The sequence below is a fragment of the Pseudomonas sp. OG7 genome, from assembly GCF_014192825.1.
Lineage (GTDB): Bacteria > Pseudomonadota > Gammaproteobacteria > Pseudomonadales > Pseudomonadaceae > Aquipseudomonas > Aquipseudomonas monteilii.
Genome location: NZ_JACHYK010000003.1, coordinates 139,734 through 158,148, shown reverse-complemented (window position 1 = coordinate 158,148; position 18,415 = coordinate 139,734). Strand labels below are relative to the sequence as shown.

General features: G+C 62.3%; 17 protein-coding genes. 11 read left to right on the top strand and 6 right to left on the bottom strand.

Annotated features, from left to right (window positions below; translation table 11 throughout):
- Positions 1-86: 86 nt before the first annotated feature.
- From FHW75_RS08860 to FHW75_RS08835, 6 genes are all read left to right on the top strand, one after another.
- The gene (locus FHW75_RS08860; RefSeq protein ID WP_161751452.1) at positions 87-1,373 is read left to right on the top strand and encodes an ABC transporter substrate-binding protein; all 1,287 of its coding nucleotides are present in this window, start codon (positions 87-89) and stop codon (positions 1,371-1,373) included.
- A 133-nt stretch (positions 1,374-1,506) separates the two neighbouring features.
- A complete protein-coding gene (locus FHW75_RS08855) occupies positions 1,507-2,415 on the top strand; it encodes a carbohydrate ABC transporter permease (protein ID WP_019098213.1) in 909 nt (302 codons plus the stop codon).
- Positions 2,408-3,253, top strand: a complete 846-nt coding sequence (locus tag FHW75_RS08850; RefSeq protein ID WP_183673509.1) for a carbohydrate ABC transporter permease — start codon at positions 2,408-2,410, stop codon at positions 3,251-3,253. Before FHW75_RS08855 ends, FHW75_RS08850 begins: the two co-directional genes overlap by 8 nt.
- Positions 3,254-3,256: 3 nt before the next feature.
- On the top strand, positions 3,257-4,411 hold the full coding sequence (locus FHW75_RS08845; RefSeq protein ID WP_025753764.1) for an ABC transporter ATP-binding protein: 1,155 nt from the start codon (positions 3,257-3,259) through the stop codon (positions 4,409-4,411).
- Between the two features lie 41 nt (positions 4,412-4,452).
- Complete coding sequence (locus tag FHW75_RS08840) at positions 4,453-5,796, top strand: carbohydrate porin (protein ID WP_019098215.1); 1,344 nt, start codon at positions 4,453-4,455, stop codon at positions 5,794-5,796.
- Between the two features lie 117 nt (positions 5,797-5,913).
- A complete protein-coding gene (locus FHW75_RS08835) occupies positions 5,914-6,768 on the top strand; it encodes a D-hexose-6-phosphate mutarotase (RefSeq protein ID WP_016713084.1) in 855 nt (284 codons plus the stop codon).
- Here FHW75_RS08835 and hexR read toward each other — a convergent pair.
- The gene (hexR, locus tag FHW75_RS08830; protein ID WP_169774905.1) at positions 6,761-7,624 is read right to left on the bottom strand and encodes a DNA-binding transcriptional regulator HexR; all 864 of its coding nucleotides are present in this window, start codon (positions 7,622-7,624) and stop codon (positions 6,761-6,763) included. The genes FHW75_RS08835 and hexR overlap by 8 nt on opposite strands.
- 211 nt (positions 7,625-7,835) lie before the next feature.
- On the opposite strand from hexR, the gene zwf reads away from it, so the two are divergent.
- The 3 genes from zwf to FHW75_RS08815 are packed head-to-tail and all read left to right on the top strand — an operon-like array spanning position 7,836 to position 10,703.
- Positions 7,836-9,305, top strand: coding sequence for a glucose-6-phosphate dehydrogenase (gene zwf, locus FHW75_RS08825; protein ID WP_016713083.1), 1,470 nt, complete (start codon positions 7,836-7,838; stop codon positions 9,303-9,305).
- The gene (gene pgl, locus FHW75_RS08820; RefSeq protein ID WP_016713082.1) at positions 9,292-10,005 is read left to right on the top strand and encodes a 6-phosphogluconolactonase; all 714 of its coding nucleotides are present in this window, start codon (positions 9,292-9,294) and stop codon (positions 10,003-10,005) included. The genes zwf and pgl overlap by 14 nt, the downstream gene beginning before the upstream one ends.
- Before the next feature lie 17 nt (positions 10,006-10,022).
- Positions 10,023-10,703 carry a bifunctional 4-hydroxy-2-oxoglutarate aldolase/2-dehydro-3-deoxy-phosphogluconate aldolase gene (locus FHW75_RS08815; protein WP_019098216.1) on the top strand — a complete coding sequence of 227 codons (681 nt, stop codon included), beginning with the start codon at positions 10,023-10,025 and terminating at the stop codon, positions 10,701-10,703.
- A 137-nt stretch (positions 10,704-10,840) separates the two neighbouring features.
- Here FHW75_RS08815 and leuA read toward each other — a convergent pair whose 3' ends face one another.
- The 5 genes from leuA to FHW75_RS08790 form a co-directional block, all read right to left on the bottom strand.
- Positions 10,841-12,514 (bottom strand): 2-isopropylmalate synthase, encoded by a 1,674-nt coding sequence (leuA, locus tag FHW75_RS08810; RefSeq protein ID WP_183673507.1) that lies wholly within the window; start codon positions 12,512-12,514, stop codon positions 10,841-10,843.
- Positions 12,515-12,947: 433 nt separating this feature from the next.
- The gene (locus FHW75_RS08805) at positions 12,948-13,775 is read right to left on the bottom strand and encodes a M23 family metallopeptidase (RefSeq protein WP_159265914.1); all 828 of its coding nucleotides are present in this window, start codon (positions 13,773-13,775) and stop codon (positions 12,948-12,950) included.
- Positions 13,776-13,778: 3 nt separating this feature from the next.
- Positions 13,779-15,158, bottom strand: coding sequence for an exodeoxyribonuclease VII large subunit (gene xseA, locus FHW75_RS08800; protein ID WP_183673505.1), 1,380 nt, complete (start codon positions 15,156-15,158; stop codon positions 13,779-13,781).
- Positions 15,159-15,262: 104 nt separating this feature from the next.
- On the bottom strand, positions 15,263-15,958 hold the full coding sequence (locus FHW75_RS27140; protein WP_371058801.1) for an RHS repeat-associated core domain-containing protein: 696 nt from the start codon (positions 15,956-15,958) through the stop codon (positions 15,263-15,265).
- Between the two features lie 93 nt (positions 15,959-16,051).
- Positions 16,052-16,930: a LysR family transcriptional regulator gene (locus FHW75_RS08790; RefSeq protein ID WP_089230301.1), complete on the bottom strand. Its 879-nt coding sequence runs from the start codon at positions 16,928-16,930 to the stop codon at positions 16,052-16,054.
- Between the two features lie 97 nt (positions 16,931-17,027).
- Between FHW75_RS08790 and FHW75_RS08785 the strand changes: the two genes are divergently transcribed.
- Together FHW75_RS08785 and FHW75_RS08780 are read left to right on the top strand one after the other, a co-directional pair.
- Complete coding sequence (locus tag FHW75_RS08785) at positions 17,028-17,783, top strand: sulfite exporter TauE/SafE family protein (protein WP_025753761.1); 756 nt, start codon at positions 17,028-17,030, stop codon at positions 17,781-17,783.
- A gap of 47 nt (positions 17,784-17,830) precedes the next feature.
- The gene (locus FHW75_RS08780; protein ID WP_019098221.1) at positions 17,831-18,388 is read left to right on the top strand and encodes a hypothetical protein; all 558 of its coding nucleotides are present in this window, start codon (positions 17,831-17,833) and stop codon (positions 18,386-18,388) included.
- Positions 18,389-18,415 lie beyond the last annotated feature (27 nt).

Below are 18,415 nucleotides of genomic sequence, written 5' to 3'. Positions count from 1 at the left end.
TTACCTGGCGAGGTGGGCAGGCTGTTTAGACTTCAAGCAACGCAAGCGCTCGACTTGCACGGCATAACAACAAGAAAGGTGCTCCGATGAATTCCACGCTCCGGCTCGCTGCCGCAATCTCCCTGGCTTCTCTACTCCCGCTCAGTGCCCAGGCTGCCGAACCCAAAGGCAGCGTCGAAGTCGTGCATTGGTGGACTTCGGGTGGTGAAAAAGCTGCTGCCGATGTGCTCAAGGCCCAGGTCGAAAAAGACGGCTTTACGTGGAAAGATGGCGCCGTCGCGGGTGGTGGCGGTGCCACAGCCATGACCGTGCTCAAGAGCCGCGCCGTGGCCGGCAACCCACCAGGCGTGGCGCAGATCAAAGGGCCTGACATCCAGGACTGGGCGGCCACCGGCTTGCTCGATGGCGATGTGCTCAAGGATGTGGCCAAGGCCGAACAGTGGGACACACTGCTCGACCAGAAGGTCGCCGACACTGTGAAGTACGACGGTGACTACGTCGCCGTACCGGTAAATATCCACCGTACCAACTGGCTGTGGATCAACCCGGAAGTCTTCAGGAAAGCCGGTATCGACAAGGCCCCCACCACACTCGACGAATTTTACGCCGCCGCCGACAAACTCAAGGCTGCCGGCTTCATCGCGCTCGCCCATGGCGGCCAGCCGTGGCAGGACAGCACCGTGTTCGAAAGCGTGGTGCTGTCGGTAATGGGCACCGAAGGCTACAAGAAGGCCATGGTCGATCTCGACAGCGTCGCGCTGACCGGGCCGCAAATGGTCAAGGCGCTGACCGAGCTGAAAAAGGTCGCCACCTACATGGACCCGGACGGTAAAGGCCAGGACTGGAACCTGGAAGCGGCCAAGGTCATCAACGGCAAGGCCGGCATGCAGATCATGGGCGACTGGGCCAAGAGTGAGTGGACCCTGGCGAAGAAAACCGCTGGCAAGGATTACCAGTGCGTGCCATTCCCCGGCACCGAAAAAGCCTTCCTCTACAACATCGACTCGCTGGTGGTGTTCAAGCAGAACAACCCTGGTACGGCTGCCGGCCAGCAGGACATTGCCCGCAAGGTGCTGGGTGAAGACTTCCAGAAGGTCTTCAGCACCAACAAGGGGTCGATCCCGGTGCGCAACGACATGCTCGCCGACATGGGCAAGTATGGCTTCGATGCCTGTGCGCAGGCGTCTGCCAAAGACTTCCTGGCAGATGCCAAAAATGGCGGCCTGCAGCCTAGCATGGCGCACAACATGGCCACCACGCTGGCCGTGCAGGGCGCGTTCTTCGATGTGGTGACCAACTACATCAACGACCCTAAGGCCGACCCGGCCGATGCGGCGAAGAAACTGGCGGCGGCGATCAAGGCAGCCCAGTAACCGCTATTCGCGGGCAAGCCCGCTCCCACAGGTCTGGCGTTCTGCCTGAGACTTGCGGCGAGCAGGGCCCATGTCGGAGCGGGCTTGCCCGCGAAGCGATGCAGAGCATCGCCATTACCTCGGGATCCGATCTATGACCACAACGACCGCCCAACTGCGGGCCTCACCCCTGGACGCGCTTCAGCGCTGGCTGCCCAAACTGGTGCTGGCGCCGAGCATGTTCATCGTCCTGGTGGGCTTCTACGGCTACATCCTCTGGACCTTCGTGCTGTCCTTCACCACCTCGACCTTCCTGCCCACCTACAAATGGGCCGGCCTGGCGCAATACGCCCGGCTATTCGACAACGACCGCTGGTGGGTAGCCAGCAAGAACCTGCTGCTGTTCGGTGGCCTGTTCATCGCCATCAGCCTGGCCATCGGTGTGTTGCTGGCAGTGCTGCTGGACCAGCGCATCCGCCGCGAAGGCTTCATCCGCACCATTTACCTCTACCCCATGGCGCTGTCGATGATCGTTACCGGCACCGCCTGGAAGTGGCTGCTCAACCCCGGCATGGGCCTGGACAAGCTGCTGCGCGACTGGGGCTGGGAGGGCTTTCGGCTGGACTGGCTGATCGACCCCGACCGGGTCGTGTACTGCCTGGTGATCGCGGCCGTGTGGCAGGCCTCGGGCTTCATCATGGCGATGTTCCTGGCCGGCCTGCGCGGTGTCGACCCTTCGATCATCCGCGCGGCGCAAATGGATGGCGCCAGCATGCCGCGCATCTACTGGACCGTGGTTCTGCCCAGCCTGCGCCCGGTGTTTTTCAGTGCGCTGATGATCCTTTCGCACATCGCCATCAAAAGCTTCGACCTGGTGGCGGCGATGACCGCTGGCGGCCCGGGTTACTCATCCGACCTGCCTGCGATGTTCATGTACGCGTTCACCTTCAGCCGCGGTCAGATGGGCATGGGCTCGGCCAGTGCCATTCTCATGCTCGGGGCGATCCTGGCGATCCTCGTGCCTTACCTGTACTCGGAGCTGCGGAGCAAACGCCATGCATAGCCCTGTCGAAAAGCCCGTGCTCAGCATGAGCCGTATCGCCATCCATGCGGTGCTGCTGCTGGCCGTGGCGCTGTACCTGGTGCCGCTGGTGGTGATGCTGCTGACCAGCTTCAAGACCCCGGAAGACATCAGCACCGGCAACTTGCTGAGTTGGCCGCAGGTGATGACCGGCATTGGCTGGGTCAAGGCCTGGGGCACGGTCAGCGGTTACTTCTGGAACTCGATCATGATCACTGTGCCCGCCGTGCTGATTTCCACGGCCATCGGCGCGCTGAACGGCTATGTGCTGTCGATGTGGCGCTTTCGCGGCTCGCAGCTGTTCTTCGGCCTGCTGCTGTTCGGCTGCTTCCTGCCGTTCCAGACCGTGCTGCTGCCGGCTTCGTTCACCCTCGGCAAGCTCGGCCTGGCCAGCACTACCGGCGGCCTGGTACTGGTGCATGTGGTCTATGGCCTGGCCTTCACCACGCTGTTCTTCCGCAACTTCTACGTAAGCATTCCCGATGCGCTGTTCAAGGCAGCACGCCTGGACGGTGCCGGCTTCTTCACCATTTTCCGCCGCATCATCCTGCCGATGTCGACGCCCATCATCATGGTCTGCCTGATCTGGCAGTTCACCCAGATCTGGAATGACTTCCTGTTCGGTGTGGTGTTCTCCAGTGGCGACTCGCAACCGATCACCGTGGCCCTGAACAACCTGGTCAACACCAGCACCGGGGCCAAGGAATACAACGTCGACATGGCGGCGGCGATGATTGCCGGCCTGCCAACCCTGCTGGTCTATGTGGTGGCAGGCAAATATTTCGTGCGCGGGCTGACGGCCGGCGCGGTCAAGGGGTAAGCCATGGCAACGCTCGAACTTCGCAATGTGAACAAGACCTACGGCAGTGGCCTGCCGGATACCCTCAAGGACATCCAGCTGTCGATCAGGGATGGCGAGTTCCTGATCCTGGTCGGCCCCTCGGGCTGCGGCAAGTCAACCTTGATGAACTGCATTGCCGGCCTGGAGCAGATCACTGCCGGTGCGATTCTCATCGACGAGCAGGACGTCAGCGGCATGAGCCCCAAGGACCGCGACATCGCCATGGTGTTCCAGTCCTACGCGTTGTACCCGACCATGAGTGTGCGCGAGAACATCGAGTTTGGCCTGAAGATCCGCAAGCTGCCACAGACCGCCATCGACGAAGAGGTGGCGCGGGTGGCCAAGCTGCTGCAGATCGAGCACCTGCTGGCGCGCAAGCCGGCGCAGCTGTCCGGTGGCCAGCAGCAACGGGTAGCCATGGGGCGGGCGCTGGCGCGGCGGCCGAAGATTTACCTGTTCGACGAACCGCTGTCCAACCTCGATGCCAAGCTGCGGGTCGAGATGCGCACCGAAATGAAGCTGATGCACCAGCGTTTGAAAACCACCACCGTGTACGTCACCCATGACCAGATCGAGGCCATGACCCTGGGCGACAAGGTGGCGGTGATGAAGGACGGCATCATCCAGCAGTTCGGCACCCCCCAGCAGATCTACAACGACCCGGCCAACCAGTTTGTCGCCAGTTTCATCGGTTCGCCGCCGATGAACTTCATCCCGGTGCGCCTCACGCAGCAGGAGGGGCGCTTGTTGGCCGTGCTCGACAGCGGCCAGGCACGCTGCGAGCTGCCCTTGGGCGTCGCCGGTGACGAACTGGACGGCCGCGAGATCATCCTCGGCATCCGCCCCGAGCAGATTGCCTTGGGCACCGTCGAGGGCAACGGCCTGCCGGGCATTCGTGCCGAGGTGCAGGTAACCGAGCCCACCGGGCCGGACCTGCTCGTGTTCGTCACCCTCAACCAGACCAAGGTGTGCTGCCGCCTGGCGCCCGATGTGGCGTGCCGGGTGGGGGACACCCTCAACCTGCAATTCGACCCGGCCCGGGTGCTGCTGTTCGATGCCGGCACGGGCGCGCGCCTGCACCCGGCCAGCCCAGGCGCAGCGGTAAAGGACAACGTGGCTCACTTCAAAGGCCGTTGACTCGTCTACACCATCAATAAGAAAAAAGAGGACGCAAAGGGATGGAACAGCGCAAACGCATCAGGACATTGGGCTCGCTGGCTTTGCTCGCCGTTGTCGGCAGCAGCGGCGCGCAGGCTGCCGAGGCCTTTTCCAGCGAATCGAAATGGATGACCGGCGACTGGGGCGGCACCCGAACCGAATTGCTGGAGAAGGGCTACGACTTCACCCTCGACTACGTCGGCGAGGTGGCTGGCAACCTGCACGGCGGCTACAACGACGACAAGACGGCCCGCTACAGCGACCAGTTTGCCCTTGGCGCACACCTGGACTTGCAAAAGATTCTTGGCTGGCACGATGCCGAGTTCAAGTTGGCGATCACCGAGCGCAGTGGTCGTAACCTGTCCAACGACCGCATCAGCGACCCGCGCGCTGGGCAGTTCAGTTCGGTGCAAGAGGTGTGGGGCCGTGGCCAGACCTGGCGCCTGACCCAGATGTGGATCAAGCAGAAGTACTTCGATGGCGCGCTGGATGTGAAATTCGGCCGCTTCGGCGAGGGCGAGGACTTCAACAGCTTCCCCTGCGACTTCCAGAACCTGGCGTTCTGCGGCTCGCAGGTGGGCAACTGGGTGGGCGGCATCTGGTACAACTGGCCGGTCAGCCAGTGGGCGCTGCGGGTGAAATACAACATCACCCCGGAATTTTTCGTGCAGGTCGGCGCCTTCGAGCAGAACCCCTCCAACCTGGAAACCGGCAACGGCTTCAAGCTCAGCGGCAGCGGAACCAAGGGCGCGATCCTCCCGGTAGAGGCGGTGTGGTCGCCCAAAGTCAACGGCCTGCCGGGCGAGTACCGCCTGGGCTACTACTACAGCACGGCCAAGGCCGACGATGTGTTCGACGACGTCAACGGCAACCCGCAGGCGTTGAGCGGCGAGGCCTTCAAGTCGCATTCCAGCAAGCATGGCTGGTGGGTGGTGGCACAGCAGCAGGTCACTGCACAGGCGGGTGACGTCAACCGTGGCCTTAGCCTGTTCGCCAACTTCACCGTGCACGACAAGGCCACCAACGTGGTCGACAATTACCAGCAGGTGGGGCTGGTCTACAAGGGCGCCTTCGATGCCCGGCCCAAGGATGACATCGGCTTCGGCGTGGCGCGTATTCATGTGAATGACGACGTGAAGAAGCGTGCCGAACTGCTCAATGCCCAGAGCGGTATCAGCGATTACGACAACCCAGGCTTCGTGCCGCTGCAGCGCACCGAGTACAACGCCGAGCTCTATTACGGCTTTCACGTCACCAACTGGCTGACCGTGCGGCCCAACCTGCAGTACATCAAGAGCCCTGGCGGGGTGGACGAGGTGGACAATGCGCTGGTCGCTGGTTTGAAGATTCAGTCGTCATTCTGAGGGCAATTGTTGTAAATTTACGCCAATCCCTTTTCGGTTCCCGGCACCCACTGGCCTGCAGTGGGTGCCAGGGATAGGCCGAGACAGCGCTATCTCAAACAACAAGAGCTCTGAACCATGCCCGAACATCCGCTCCATCGCTTCTTTTCCTCGCAGCGGCCCAGGCCGACATTCGAGTGGGAGCGTTACCAGCAGCGCGATGTGCTGATCATCGATCACCCCCGTTGCCAGGCGGTATTCAGTCGCCAGGGCGCGCAACTGCTGCACTTTCAGCCAGCGGGTGAACGCCCTTGGCTGTGGTGCGCCGAGCAGTGGCCGCAGGTAGGGGCGATCCGTGGTGGCGTGCCGGTGTGCTGGCCGTGGTATGGCCGCCACCCCAGCGAAGACTTGTGGCCTGCCCATGGCTGGGCACGGCTGCTGGACTGGAAGCTGGTGGACAGCCGTGAGGACGAGGAGGGCGTGACCCTGAAGTGGCGGCTGGACCTGTGTGACTGGCAGGTAGACCTGCATGCCCGGCTGGGTAGCCGCATGGAACTGAGCCTGAGCACCGAGCATCAGGACAGCGAACCCTGCCAGTTGAGCCATGCACTGCTGGCTTACTGGCGCATCAGTGACGTGTCCGAGATAGCGCTATCCGGGCTTGAGGACATCGAAGGTTACGACCGCTTGAACCGCCAGGCCTGCCGAGAAGATGGCGCGCTGAAGCTCAAGGGGGGCTGCCAGAAGGTCTACCCCGGCACACCGCGTGTGCAACTGCAGGACCCGGCCTGGCAGCGTGAGCTGTGCATCGATACGGGGGACAGCGACGACACCGTGGTCTGGCACCCGGGCAACCGCCCGTTGATGGGCGTGACCGGGCGTGAATGCCAACGCTTCGTCTGTGTCGAGGCCGCCAGCGGCAGTGGCGAGGGCCTGAGCCTGGCGCCGGGGCAGCGTGCCCACCTGCGCCTGCAGGCACATCGGCTCAGTTGAGCTCGTCGTCCTCGATCGGGTAGCGGCTGGCGTTGAGGCTTTCCTTGATCTTGCGCAGGTGCGGCTGGAAGTCCACGCCGCGGCGCAGGGTCATGCCGGTGGCCAGCACATCGAGCACTGTCAGCTGAATGATCCGCGAAGTCATCGGCATGTAGATGTCGGTGTCTTCCGGCAGCGGAATGTGCAGGCTCAGGCTGCAGGCGTTGGCCAGGGGCGAGCCGGCAGCGGTCAGGCCCAGTACCGAGGCGCCGTTTTCACGGGCCAGCCGGGCCACTTCGACCAGTTCACGGGTGCGCCCGGTGTAGGAAATGATCACGAACAGGTCGCCGGTGTGCGCCACCGAGGCCAGCATGCGCTGCATCAGCACGTCAGCATGGGCCGACACGGCCAGGTTGAAGCGGAAGAACTTGTGCTGCGCATCCAGGGCTACCGGCGCCGAGGCGCCCAGGCCGAAGAAGTGGATTTGCCGGGCCTGGATCATCATGTCCACGGCGCGGCTGACCTGTTGCGGGTCCAGTTGCTGGCAGGCGCTGTCGAGCGAGGCGATGGCGCTGGCGAAGATCTTCTGGGTATAGGCGGCCGGGTCATCGTCGGCCTCTACTGCGCGGCTGACGTAGGCGGCGCCGCTGGCCAGGCTCTGTGCCAGCTGCAGCTTCAGTTCGGGGTAGCCGCTGACGCCGAACGAGCGGCAAAAGCGGTTGACGGTCGGTTCGCTGACCTTGGCTGCCTGGGCCAGCGCAGCAATGCTGAAACGGGTGGCTTGTTGCGGGTTGAGCAGGATGACTTCGGCGACTTTGCGTTCGGCCTTGTTCAGCTCGTCGAGGCGTCCCTGGATCTGCTCCAGGAGGTTTCGCACGCGGTCCATGGGTGTGTCCTTGGGTCGGGAAGACAGCCGGCTGTGGAAGCAGCAGGCTTTTTGCACGGTCGTCTATCGTACTGTCGGCGCGGTTGGCGTACCACTTGTCTGTAACACTTGCGTGTAATGTTGTGGTTTTTACTACATTATCCCTTGAAAACCGCATGTGAAAGCGGTATTCCTAGACCAACTTTAGGAAAGAACCAACATCATGGCTGCGATCAGTGTCGAACCTTGCACCTTTGCCCTGTTTGGCGCCCTCGGCGACCTGGCATTGCGCAAGCTGTTTCCTGCGCTTTACCAGCTTGACCGGGCCAACCTGTTGCACCCGGACACCCGCTTGTTGGCGTTGGCCCGCGAAGCCGGCAGCGCGCAGGAGCACCTGAACAGCATCGAGGCGCACCTGCGCCGGCATGTGCCCGAGGCGGATATCGAGCCAGCAGCGCTGGGGCGCTTTCTCGCCAGGCTGAATTACCAGCATCTGGATTTTCTTCAGCCCGAGGGCTACCAGGCCCTGGCCGAGCAATTGCCAGGCGAGCTGCCGCTGATCGCCTACTTCGCCACGGCGGCAGCGGTGTATGGGGCAATCTGTGAAAACCTCGACAAGGCCGGGCTGGCCCCGCGCACCCGTGTGGTGCTGGAAAAGCCTATCGGCCACGACCTGGAGTCGTCACGCCGGGTCAACGATGCCGTAGCACGGTTCTTCCCCGAAAGCCGGGTTTACCGTATCGATCACTACCTGGGCAAAGAGACGGTGCAAAACCTCATTGCCCTGCGCTTCGCCAACAGCCTGTTCGAAACCCAGTGGAACCAGAATTCCATCTCCCATGTGGAGATCACCGTTGCCGAAAAAGTCGGTATCGAAGGCCGCTGGGGCTATTTCGACAAGGCTGGCCAACTGCGTGACATGATCCAGAACCACCTGCTGCAGCTGCTGTGCCTGATCGCCATGGACCCGCCCAGCGAACTGTCGGCCGATGCCATTCGCGACGAAAAGGTAAAAGTGCTCAAGGCCCTGGCACCGATCACCGGCGATGGGCTAAGCACCCGTGTGGTGCGTGGCCAGTACATTGCCGGCTACAGCGAAGGCAAACCGGTGCCGGGCTACCTGGAGGAAGACAACGCCAATGCCCAGAGTGACACCGAAACGTTCGTCGCACTGCGTGCCGACATTCGCAACTGGCGCTGGTCGGGCGTGCCGTTCTACCTGCGTACCGGCAAGCGCATGCCGCAGAAACTGTCGCAGATCGTTATCCACTTCAAGGAAACGCCGCACTACATCTTCGCCCCGGAACAGCGTTTGCAGATCGGTAACAAGCTGATCATCCGCCTGCAACCGGACGAAGGCATTTCTCTACGGGTAATGACCAAGGAGCAGGGCCTGGACAAGGGCATGCAGCTGCGCAGCGGCCCGTTGCAGCTGAATTTTTCCGACACCTGGCGCAGCACGCGGATTCCGGATGCCTACGAGCGCTTGCTGCTCGAAGTGATGCGTGGCAACCAGAACCTGTTCGTGCGCAAGGACGAAATCGAATATGCCTGGAAATGGTGCGACCAGTTGATCGCCGGCTGGCGTAATGCAGGCGATGCGCCCAAGCCTTACGCGGCGGGCTCCTGGGGGCCGATGAGCTCGATTGCACTGATCACACGCGATGGGAGGGCGTGGTATGGGGATATCTGAACTGAAACTGCCAGCGGCTGTGAAGGTACACGCGCTGGCAGATGCCAAGGCGCTGGCCGCCACTCAAGCCCACGACGTGGCCGAGCGCCTGCGTGCGGCGATTGCTGCCAAGGGCCAGGCCTGCCTGGTGCTGTCCGGCGGCCGCAGCCCGGTGCCGTTCCTGGAGAAGCTGGCCAGCGAAAACCTGGACTGGTCCAAGGTCACCGTCAGCCTGGCCGATGAGCGCTGGGTGCCCGTGGAGCACGCCGACAGCAATGCTGGCCTGCTGGCCCGCCACCTGCTCAAGGGTGCAGCGGCCAAGGCCCGCTTTGTTGGCCTGTACCAGCAGGCGGAGAACCTCGAAGCCGCCGCGCTCAAGGCCGACCAGGCCTTGGCCGGGCTGCCACTTATCGATGTGTTGGTGTTGGGCATGGGCGACGATGGCCATACCGCCTCGCTGTTCCCGGCCAGCCCCAACCTGGAAGCAGGCCTGGACCTGTCCAGCCCGCGCCGCTGCCTGCCGTTGCTGGCACCGAGCGTGCCGCACCAGCGCCTGTCGATGACCCGCTCGCTGCTGGCCAGTGCTGCCTTTACTGCGCTGTCCGTGCAAGGCCAGGGCAAACTCGCTACCCTGCGCGCCGCGCTGGCTGGCAACGACCTCACTGAAATGCCGATTCGCGCTTTTCTTCACGACCCCCTGGACATCTACTGGTGCCCATGAGCCAAGGATCCACAGTCATGACCACCCTTGAACGCCCACAGCCCAAGCTCTCGATGGCCGATAAAGCCGCGCGGATCGATGCCATCTGCGAAAAGGCGCGCATCCTGCCGGTGATCACCATCGCCCGTGAGGAAGACATCCTGCCACTGGCTGATGCCCTGGCCGCTGGCGGCATCCGTACCCTGGAAGTGACCCTGCGCTCGCAGCATGGCCTGAAGGCCATCCAGGTGCTGCGTGAACAGCGCCCGGAGCTGTGCGTTGGTGCCGGTACCGTGCTTGATCGCAGCATGTTTGCCGCCGTTGAAGCGGCGGGCGCGCAATTCGTCGTTACCCCGGGCATTACCCAGGACATTCTCGAAGCTGGCGTGGACAGTGAAATCCCGCTGCTGCCGGGCATCAGCACCCCGTCCGAAATCATGATGGGCTACGCCCTGGGCTACCGCCGCTTCAAGCTGTTCCCGGCGGAAATCAGCGGCGGTGTTGCAGCGATCAAGGCCTTTGGCGGGCCGTTCGGTGATATCCGCTTCTGCCCTACGGGCGGCGTGAACCCGGCCAACGTGCGCAACTACATGGCCTTGCCCAATGTGATGTGCGTGGGCGGGACCTGGATGCTCGACAGCGGCTGGATCAAGAACGGCGACTGGGCGCGGATCGAGGCGTGCAGTGCCGAGGCGATGGCGTTGCTGGACGCCAACTGAATTTGTTGTGTGCTTTACGGCTTATGGGGCGCTTGGTCGGCGCCCCTTTTTTTGCCTGTCATTCTTGTAGGGCCAGAACAGGCAACAAAAAAGCCCGCATCAAACGATGCGGGCTTTTTCATTCATCACACCAGGGCTCAGGCCGCCTTCGCTTCCTGCTGGCTCAGCGAGCGGTTCAGCGCGCTGAACAGCGCCTTGAAGCTGGCGGTGGTGATGTTTTCATCGATACCCACACCATGCACCGGACGGCCACCGGCCACGCGCAATTCAATGTAGGCAGCAGCCTTGGCATTGGTGCCTGCGCCAATGGCATGCTCGTTGTAGTCCATGATCTCCACCGAGATCGGCAGGCCGGCTACCAGGGCTTCCAGGGCGCCGTTGCCCTTGCCGCGCCAGTGCAGGGTGGTTTCGCCTTCGCCGGCGACTTCCACTTCCACGGCGCTGTGGCCGTTTTCTTCCTGCAGGCGGTGGCTGACCAGCGCGTACGGCGCGTTGGCCTGGAGGTATTCCTTGTGCAGCAGGCTGTAGATCTGCTGGGCGGTCATTTCCAGGCCCAGGCGGTCGGTTTCACCCTGGACGACCTGGCTGAATTCGATCTGCATGCGGCGTGGCAGGCTGATGCCGTATTCCTGCTCGAGCAGGTAGGTGATGCCGCCTTTGCCCGACTGGCTGTTGACGCGGATGACCGCCTCGTAGCTGCGGCCGATGTCGGCCGGGTCGATCGGCAAGTAAGGCACTTCCCACAGATCGCCTTCCTGCTGCTTGGCGAAACCTTTGCGGATGGCGTCCTGGTGCGAGCCGGAGAACGCGGTGTGGACCAGATCGCCCACATACGGGTGGCGTGGGTGCACCGGCAACTGGTTGCACTCTTCGACCACTTTGCGCACGCCGTCGATGTCGGAGAAGTCCAGCAACGGGTCGATGCCCTGGGTGTAGAGGTTCAGTGCCAAGGTCACCAGGTCGACGTTACCGGTACGCTCGCCGTTGCCGAACAGGCAGCCTTCGGCGCGGTCGGCACCCGCCATCAGGCCCAGTTCGGTGGCGGCAATGCCGGTGCCGCGGTCGTTGTGGCAGTGCAGGCTGATGATCACGCTGTCGCGACGGCTGACGTTGCGGCAGAACCACTCGATCTGGTCGGCGTAGATGTTCGGGGTGGACACTTCCACGGTGGCCGGCAGGTTGAGGATGATCTTGTGCTCAGGCGTCGGGTTCCACACTTCGATGACTGCGTCACAGACTTCCTTGGCGAACTCCATTTCGGTGGCGCTGAAGGTTTCTGGCGAGTACTGGAAGGTCCACTGGGTTTCCGGCTGCTGGGCAGCGTACTTGACGAACAGCTTGGCCGCGTTCACCGCGATGTCCTTCACGCCTTGCTTGTCCTGGTTGAAGACGATGCGGCGGAACGACGGGCTGGTGGCGTTGTACAGGTGGACGATGGCTTTCTTGGCACCGCGCAGCGACTCGAAGGTACGGGCGATCAGGTCTTCACGGGCCTGGGTGAGCACCTGAATGGTGGTGTCGTCGGGGATGTGGCCTTCTTCGATCAGCATGCGCACGAAGTCGAAGTCGGTCTGCGAAGCGGACGGGAACGAGGCTTCGATTTCCTTCACACCCACCTGCACCAGGGTCTTCCAGAAGCGCAGTTTCTTCTCCGAATCCATCGGCTCGATCAGCGACTGGTTGCCATCACGCAGGTCAGAGCTGCACCAGATCGGCGCGGCAGTGATGGTCTTCGACGGCCAGGTGCGGTCAGGCAGGTCGATGGTCGGGAAAGCGCGGTACTTCTTCGAAGGGTCTTTGAGCATGGTCATGGAAGCAATCCTTTTGTGTGCGGCCGAGATCGGGCCTGCCGAGCGATAACGAGATGAAGAGGCGAGGCGACGCGATTCAACCTGGTAGTCGGGCGCTGACCAGGCAGAGGCTGCGATGTTGTCGGAGCAGGATGAGGGTGCTGAAGGTTTTCATGCCTTCAAACTTAACCAGTGGGGTGGGGGATGGCAAGCGTTCGAGGAAAATTGAGAGGAATGCTTAAAAAAAGATCTTGTGCGAGATTTTATAGCTGGAATTTGCTGGGTGATTATTGAATGTTGCGCGGTATTTTTCGATGGCGCAACACAGTGGAATTGATGTCGGCAGTGCTGGTCTCTTCGCGGGTAAACCCGCCCCTACCAGCTGCAGCGCAGCCTTCGGATGCGGCGCGCCCTCTGTAGGAGCGGGTTTACCCGCGAAGCAGGCGCTGCGGTTTCAGGGCTGGAACGCCCCAATGAAAATCGCCGGATCCACCCGCGCATCATTCAGGCTGACGTTCCAGTGCATATGCGGCCCGGTCGCCCGCCCGGTGGAGCCCACCCGCCCGACCACCTCGCCACGGCGCAGTTGCTGCCCCACCTGCACATCGATCTTCGACATGTGGCAGAACATGCTGATGAAGCCCTGCCCATGGTCGACGAACACTGTGCGGCCATTGAAGAAGTAGTCCCCCACCAGAATCACCTTGCCATTGGCGGGGGTCTTGATTGGCGTCCCCGCCGGCACCGCGAAGTCCAGCCCTGCATGCGGGTTGCGTTCTTCGCCATTGAAGAAGCGGCGCACGCCAAACTTGCTCGACAGCGGGCCGTTGACCGGCTTGTCGAGGATCAGGTTGCTCGGCAGGCTCGGGCTGAAGCTGCGGTAGGCCTTGATCTGCTCGGCCAGTTCGCGGTCGATGCGCTTGAGGTCGGCGGGGTTCGGGTTGACCTGGCGGGTGTTCTTCAGGGTGATGCGCTGCTCGGGGTATTTTTTGCTCCCCACACTGAAGGGCAGCGTGCGACCGCCCTGGTTCAGCGTGGCGGTGCCGGGCTTCTGGGTCAGCGGGATGCCGACGATGGCAAGCCAGGTATCCTGCTCTTTCACCACCAGCACCGGCTTGCCGTCGAAGAGGGCACCGGGCGCGCTGGCGGCGGGGCCCAGGTCGACCACTGCAACGCCGCCGGGCACCGGCTTGTTCAGCGTGCGGGTGATGTAGCTGGCCTGAGCGCCGCCGGCCAGCAGCAACAGGGAAAGGGCAAGCAAAGGCGCAAGCAGGCGGGGCATGTGTCAGTCCAGTAGTGAGAGGGTGACCGGGGTCAGGTGGTTGTCTTCGACCCGCACCAGCAGCTCGCCTTCGTTCAGGCGAGCGGTCAGGCGCTGGCCGTTGCGGGTCTGTTCGGCGCTGCGGATGGCCTGGCCTTGTTCATCCAGCAAAATGCTGTAGCCGCGGGCAAGGGTGGCCAGCGGGCTGACCACCTGCAGGGTTTGCAACTGAGCCTGGAAGCGTTGGCGGCGATCTTTGAGCACGTCGCGCATGGCCCGCGGCAGGCGCTCGGCCAGGCTGTCCAGGCGCTGGCTCAGCAGTTTCAGGTTACGCCCCGGATGCTGTGCGGCCAAGCGCGTATCCAGTCGTGCCAAGCTCTCGCGGCGCTGGTTGAGGCTGAGCATGAAGGCGCGGCGCAAGCGCATGTCCAGGTCGTCCAGGCGCTGGGCTTGCTGGCGCAAACGCTCGCCCGGGTGGCGCAGGCGCCGGGCCAGGGATTCCAGGCGCAGGCGGTCGTGGGTCAGGCGGTTCTGCATGCGCAGCAGCAGGCGCCGTTGCAGGCCATCCAGGCGTTGCTGCAGGCCACTGTTGTCGGGGGCCAGCAGTTCCGCGGCAGCAGACGGTGTGGGGGCGCGCACGTCAGCGACGAAGTCGCTGATCGACACATCGGTTTCATGGCCCACGGCGCTGACAATCGGCGTTACGCAGGCGGCGACCGCACGCGCCACGGCTTCTTCGTTGAAGCACCACAAGTCTTCCAGCGAGCCGCCCCCACGGGCCAGGATCAGCGCATCGAAACCGAGGCTGTCGGCGAGACGGATGGCACGCACGATCTGCGCGATGGCTTCGCGGCCCTGTACCGCTGTCGGGATCAGGTTCAGCTCTACCTGTGGAGCTCGGCGGCCGAACACGCTGATGATGTCGCGGATCACTGCACCGGTGGGTGATGTGATGATGCCGATGCGTTGGGGGTGGGCCGGTAGCGGCTTCTTGCGTTCGGCGCTGAACAGCCCCTCGGCACCGAGCTTCTCCTTCAGGGCTTCGAACGCCAGGCGCAGTGCGCCATCGCCGGCCGGCTCGACGGTGTCGAGAATCAGCTGGTAGTCGCCACGCCCCTCGAACAGCGAAACCTTGCCGCGCACACGAACGGCAAGGCCGTCTCGCAGTGCCTGGCGTACGCGGGTGGCATTCTGCCGGAACAACGCACAGCGCACCTGGGCGCCGCTGTCCTTGAGGGTGAAGTACATGTGGCCGGACGCCGGGCGGGCGAGGTTGGAAATCTCGCCTTCCACCCACACGCTGCGGAACACGTCTTCCAGCAGCACGCGGGCGCGGCCGTTGAGTTGGCTGACGGTAAGGACCTCACGGTCCAGGCCGAGTCGTTCGAAGGGGTCTTTGATCATGGCGGGCATCATCGCAGTTGAAAGCAGAGAGCTTCAAGCAATATGAGCCTCCATTTGCCAGATTGGCGCCACCTCAGCTCAGACCTGACATATTGTAGATTGGCTCAAATTGAGGCTCGGCGACGACTGAGTGAACTGGTTCGCAACTCATGTGCCTGCATTCCGATATCTGTTACATCCGTCGAGTTCGGAGTTGTAGTTTGCACCGATTGTTGCGTCGCAGACGGGATATCGGTGAGCGAGTTGTTTCCACTGCTTTGCAGGCTCTCCATTGACGCGTAAGGGGTCGCTTCAGCGCTATTGATAGGCTCCTGCGGGCGGGGTTGTATACGCTGGGTCAGTTCCCGTTGCAGGGTGTTAGCTCGCTCAGCTTGTGCAATTTGAAGTGCGGCTCCAGTCGTTTCTTGCTGCTGCGCAAGGCTCTCGAATACTGAAGTCAGGCTGGGTCGCCTGGAAGGGGTTGCTCGGCGTGTTTGGGTAATACGTTTCAAAGGCGCTAAATGTCCAGAAGGGTCGGTAAAGTTCACCGGGTCACCCGCACAGTAGGCATAGCTATTGATTCCACCTTTGCCGAAGGGGCTCAAGCTATCAGCCGAATGGAAACGCAACAGGCGTGGGTTGTAGGTGCGATATCCACTGCCCAGTATGTAGCACCCAGATTGTTGGTCTTGGGGTTCTCCGTTGAATCCCAGCGAGCTTGTGAGGTGGCCTTCCGATTTGCGGTGCCCGTAAGGGCAGTACGGCTTTGCGCGTTGAAGTGCGCAGCACTTGATGCTTTGGTGTGGTTTGAACCCTTCCACGGTGAACGCCCTTCTTCGCTTCCAGATGTTATTCAAACCATCTAGCGGGGCAAACTCAACTGGCAGTTTTGACAGGTATGGTGGTGGCTTGGTTCAACGCTGCATTGCTGCCACGAACTGGCGCACCATCTGCCCTGCATCACGTCGGCAAGCCAGCGCTACGGTGCTCTCGCAGCTCCCCTCCAGCGCCACGAAACTGACCGAAGCCGGCGCAATTTCACGCATGCACGCTGGCAGTAACGCCACCCCGAAGCCCGCCTGAATCAGCTGCAATTGCGTAGTTTTGCGCGACAGCACCTGCGCCGCGCGCGGAAAGAAACCGGCCCCCATGCACAACGAAGCCGACAGGTAACTCAGCCCGCCACGGTCCCGGTGCGGGATGGAAATAAAACGTTCTTCCCTCAATTGCTCCAGTTGAACGTACTGCGCATTGGCCAACGGGTGCCCAGCGGCGACCGCCAGTAACAGCGGTTCGCTGAACAGTTCATGCAGCACCACGCCTTCATGCTGGCGCAGCACTGGCAAGCGCAGCAGGCCAATATCCAGCCGCCCGGCCGCAATATCTTCCAGCTGGGCCTCCGACGACTGCTGCGCGATCTCCAGCGAAACCCCCGGGTTTTCCCGCAGATAGTCCCCCAGGCGAGCCAGCAACGGGCCGATCAGCGGCACGGTACTGGAATGGTTCAGGCGCAGGCTGCCCTGCAACCCCTCGCCAATGTCGCGCGTTACGCGCTCTGCTTGCGCCAGGTCGGCCAGCAAGCGGCGTGCCCGTTCGAGAAAGGCCTGCCCGGCCAGCGTCAGGCGTGGCAGGCGTGCCGTGCGTTCGAACAGTGGCGTGCCCAGTTGCTGCTCCAGCTCCTTGATCTGCCGGCTCAGCGCCGACTGGGCGATGTATAGCCGTTCGGCGGCACCGCTGAAGCTGCCACAATGGGCAATTTCCACGAAGTAACGCAACTGGCGGATCGACGTCATGTCATGCCTTTTCAAGATAGCTATGGCGATAAAGTCATATTAGTCGGCATGGCTCATGGCTGGCTAACCTTGGCCTGACTTTTCAGGAACTGCTGCCATGCTTGCCCAACTGTCGTTTTCCGGCCTTGACTGGCTGCCCATCCTGTTCGGTGTCGGTGCCGCCTATATCGTTTTTGGCATCGCCGGTTTCGGCACGGCGCTGGTGGCCGGCCCTGTGTTGATCCACTTCATGCCGTTGTCACGCATCATCCCGTTGTTGGTGTTGCTAGACTTCGTTGCCGCGTTCGGCAACCTGCTGCCATCGCGCCGGGACGTGGTGCGCAGCGAGTTGTTGCGGCTGCTACCGTTCATGGCTGTGGGCTGCACGCTGGGCGTGGTATTCCTGCTGCAACTGAAGTCCGATCTGCTGTTGCTACTGATGGGGCTGTTCGTGACTGCCTACGCCGTTTATGGCCTGGCGGTGAAGGTACGGCCAGCGAAACTATCGGGCATCTGGGCAGTGCCGATGGGCACGGTAGGCGGGTTGTTCGGCGCGCTGTTCGGCAGTGGTGGCTTCCTTTATGCGATCTACCTGAGTGCACGTCTTGAAGTAAAAGAGCAGGTGCGCGCGACGCAGAGTGCACTGATCAGTTGCAGTACCATCGTTCGGTTGTCCCTGTTCCTTATTGCCGGTGTCTATGCCGACCAAAGCCTGTTGCTGCTCGCCGTCTGTTTGCTACCCGTCATGTTCGTGGGCCTCTGGGTGGGGCGCAGACTGACCAATCGACTGTCACGTGAAGCCTTTGTACGCTTGGTCACCTGGCTGGTGCTGGCCAGCGGCCTGGCGTTGATTGGTCGCTACCTGAGCGCCTGAGCGGTAGAATTGCGTCATTACCGCAGTTTTTCAGGTTTTTCCTGTTCATGAACACCCAGAGCATCATCGTCCCCAAACTGTCCACCGTCCCGGTGCATGAAGCCCGCGCCCGCGCCATCCTGCGTTGGCTGGTGCGCGAGAAGGTCGTCGAGGAGCAACTCACTACCTGTGGTCGCACTGGTAACCGCATGGGGCATGCCCTGGCCGCCGGGGCACGCAAAGTGGCCCTGCACCCCGAAAAACTGCCTTTCGGCGAGCAGGTCAACGGGTTGGAGGTGATGCTCAAGCGATGCATCTATACCCCTACCGAAGGCTTTCTTGAAGAAGCCGGTTGCCCGGAGTGCCGGCGCGAGGTGGGCGAGCCGCTGTTCGAAAGCCTGGAAGAGTGGATGCCGGGGGTAAGTGACAACTTCACCTGCCCGCTGTGCGGCTTCGAAGATGACATCAATGGCTTCATTTACCTGCAGCCATGTGCCTTTTCCAACCTGGGGTTCATCTTCAACAACTGGGGCGAGGCCGGCTTCACCCAGGCCTTTCTCGACAGCTTCGCCGACTGGCTCGACCAGCCGGTGGCCGTGGTGCAGGTAAAACTGCCACAAGGCTGACCGAAGGCCCTTATTTTGCATTGAGCG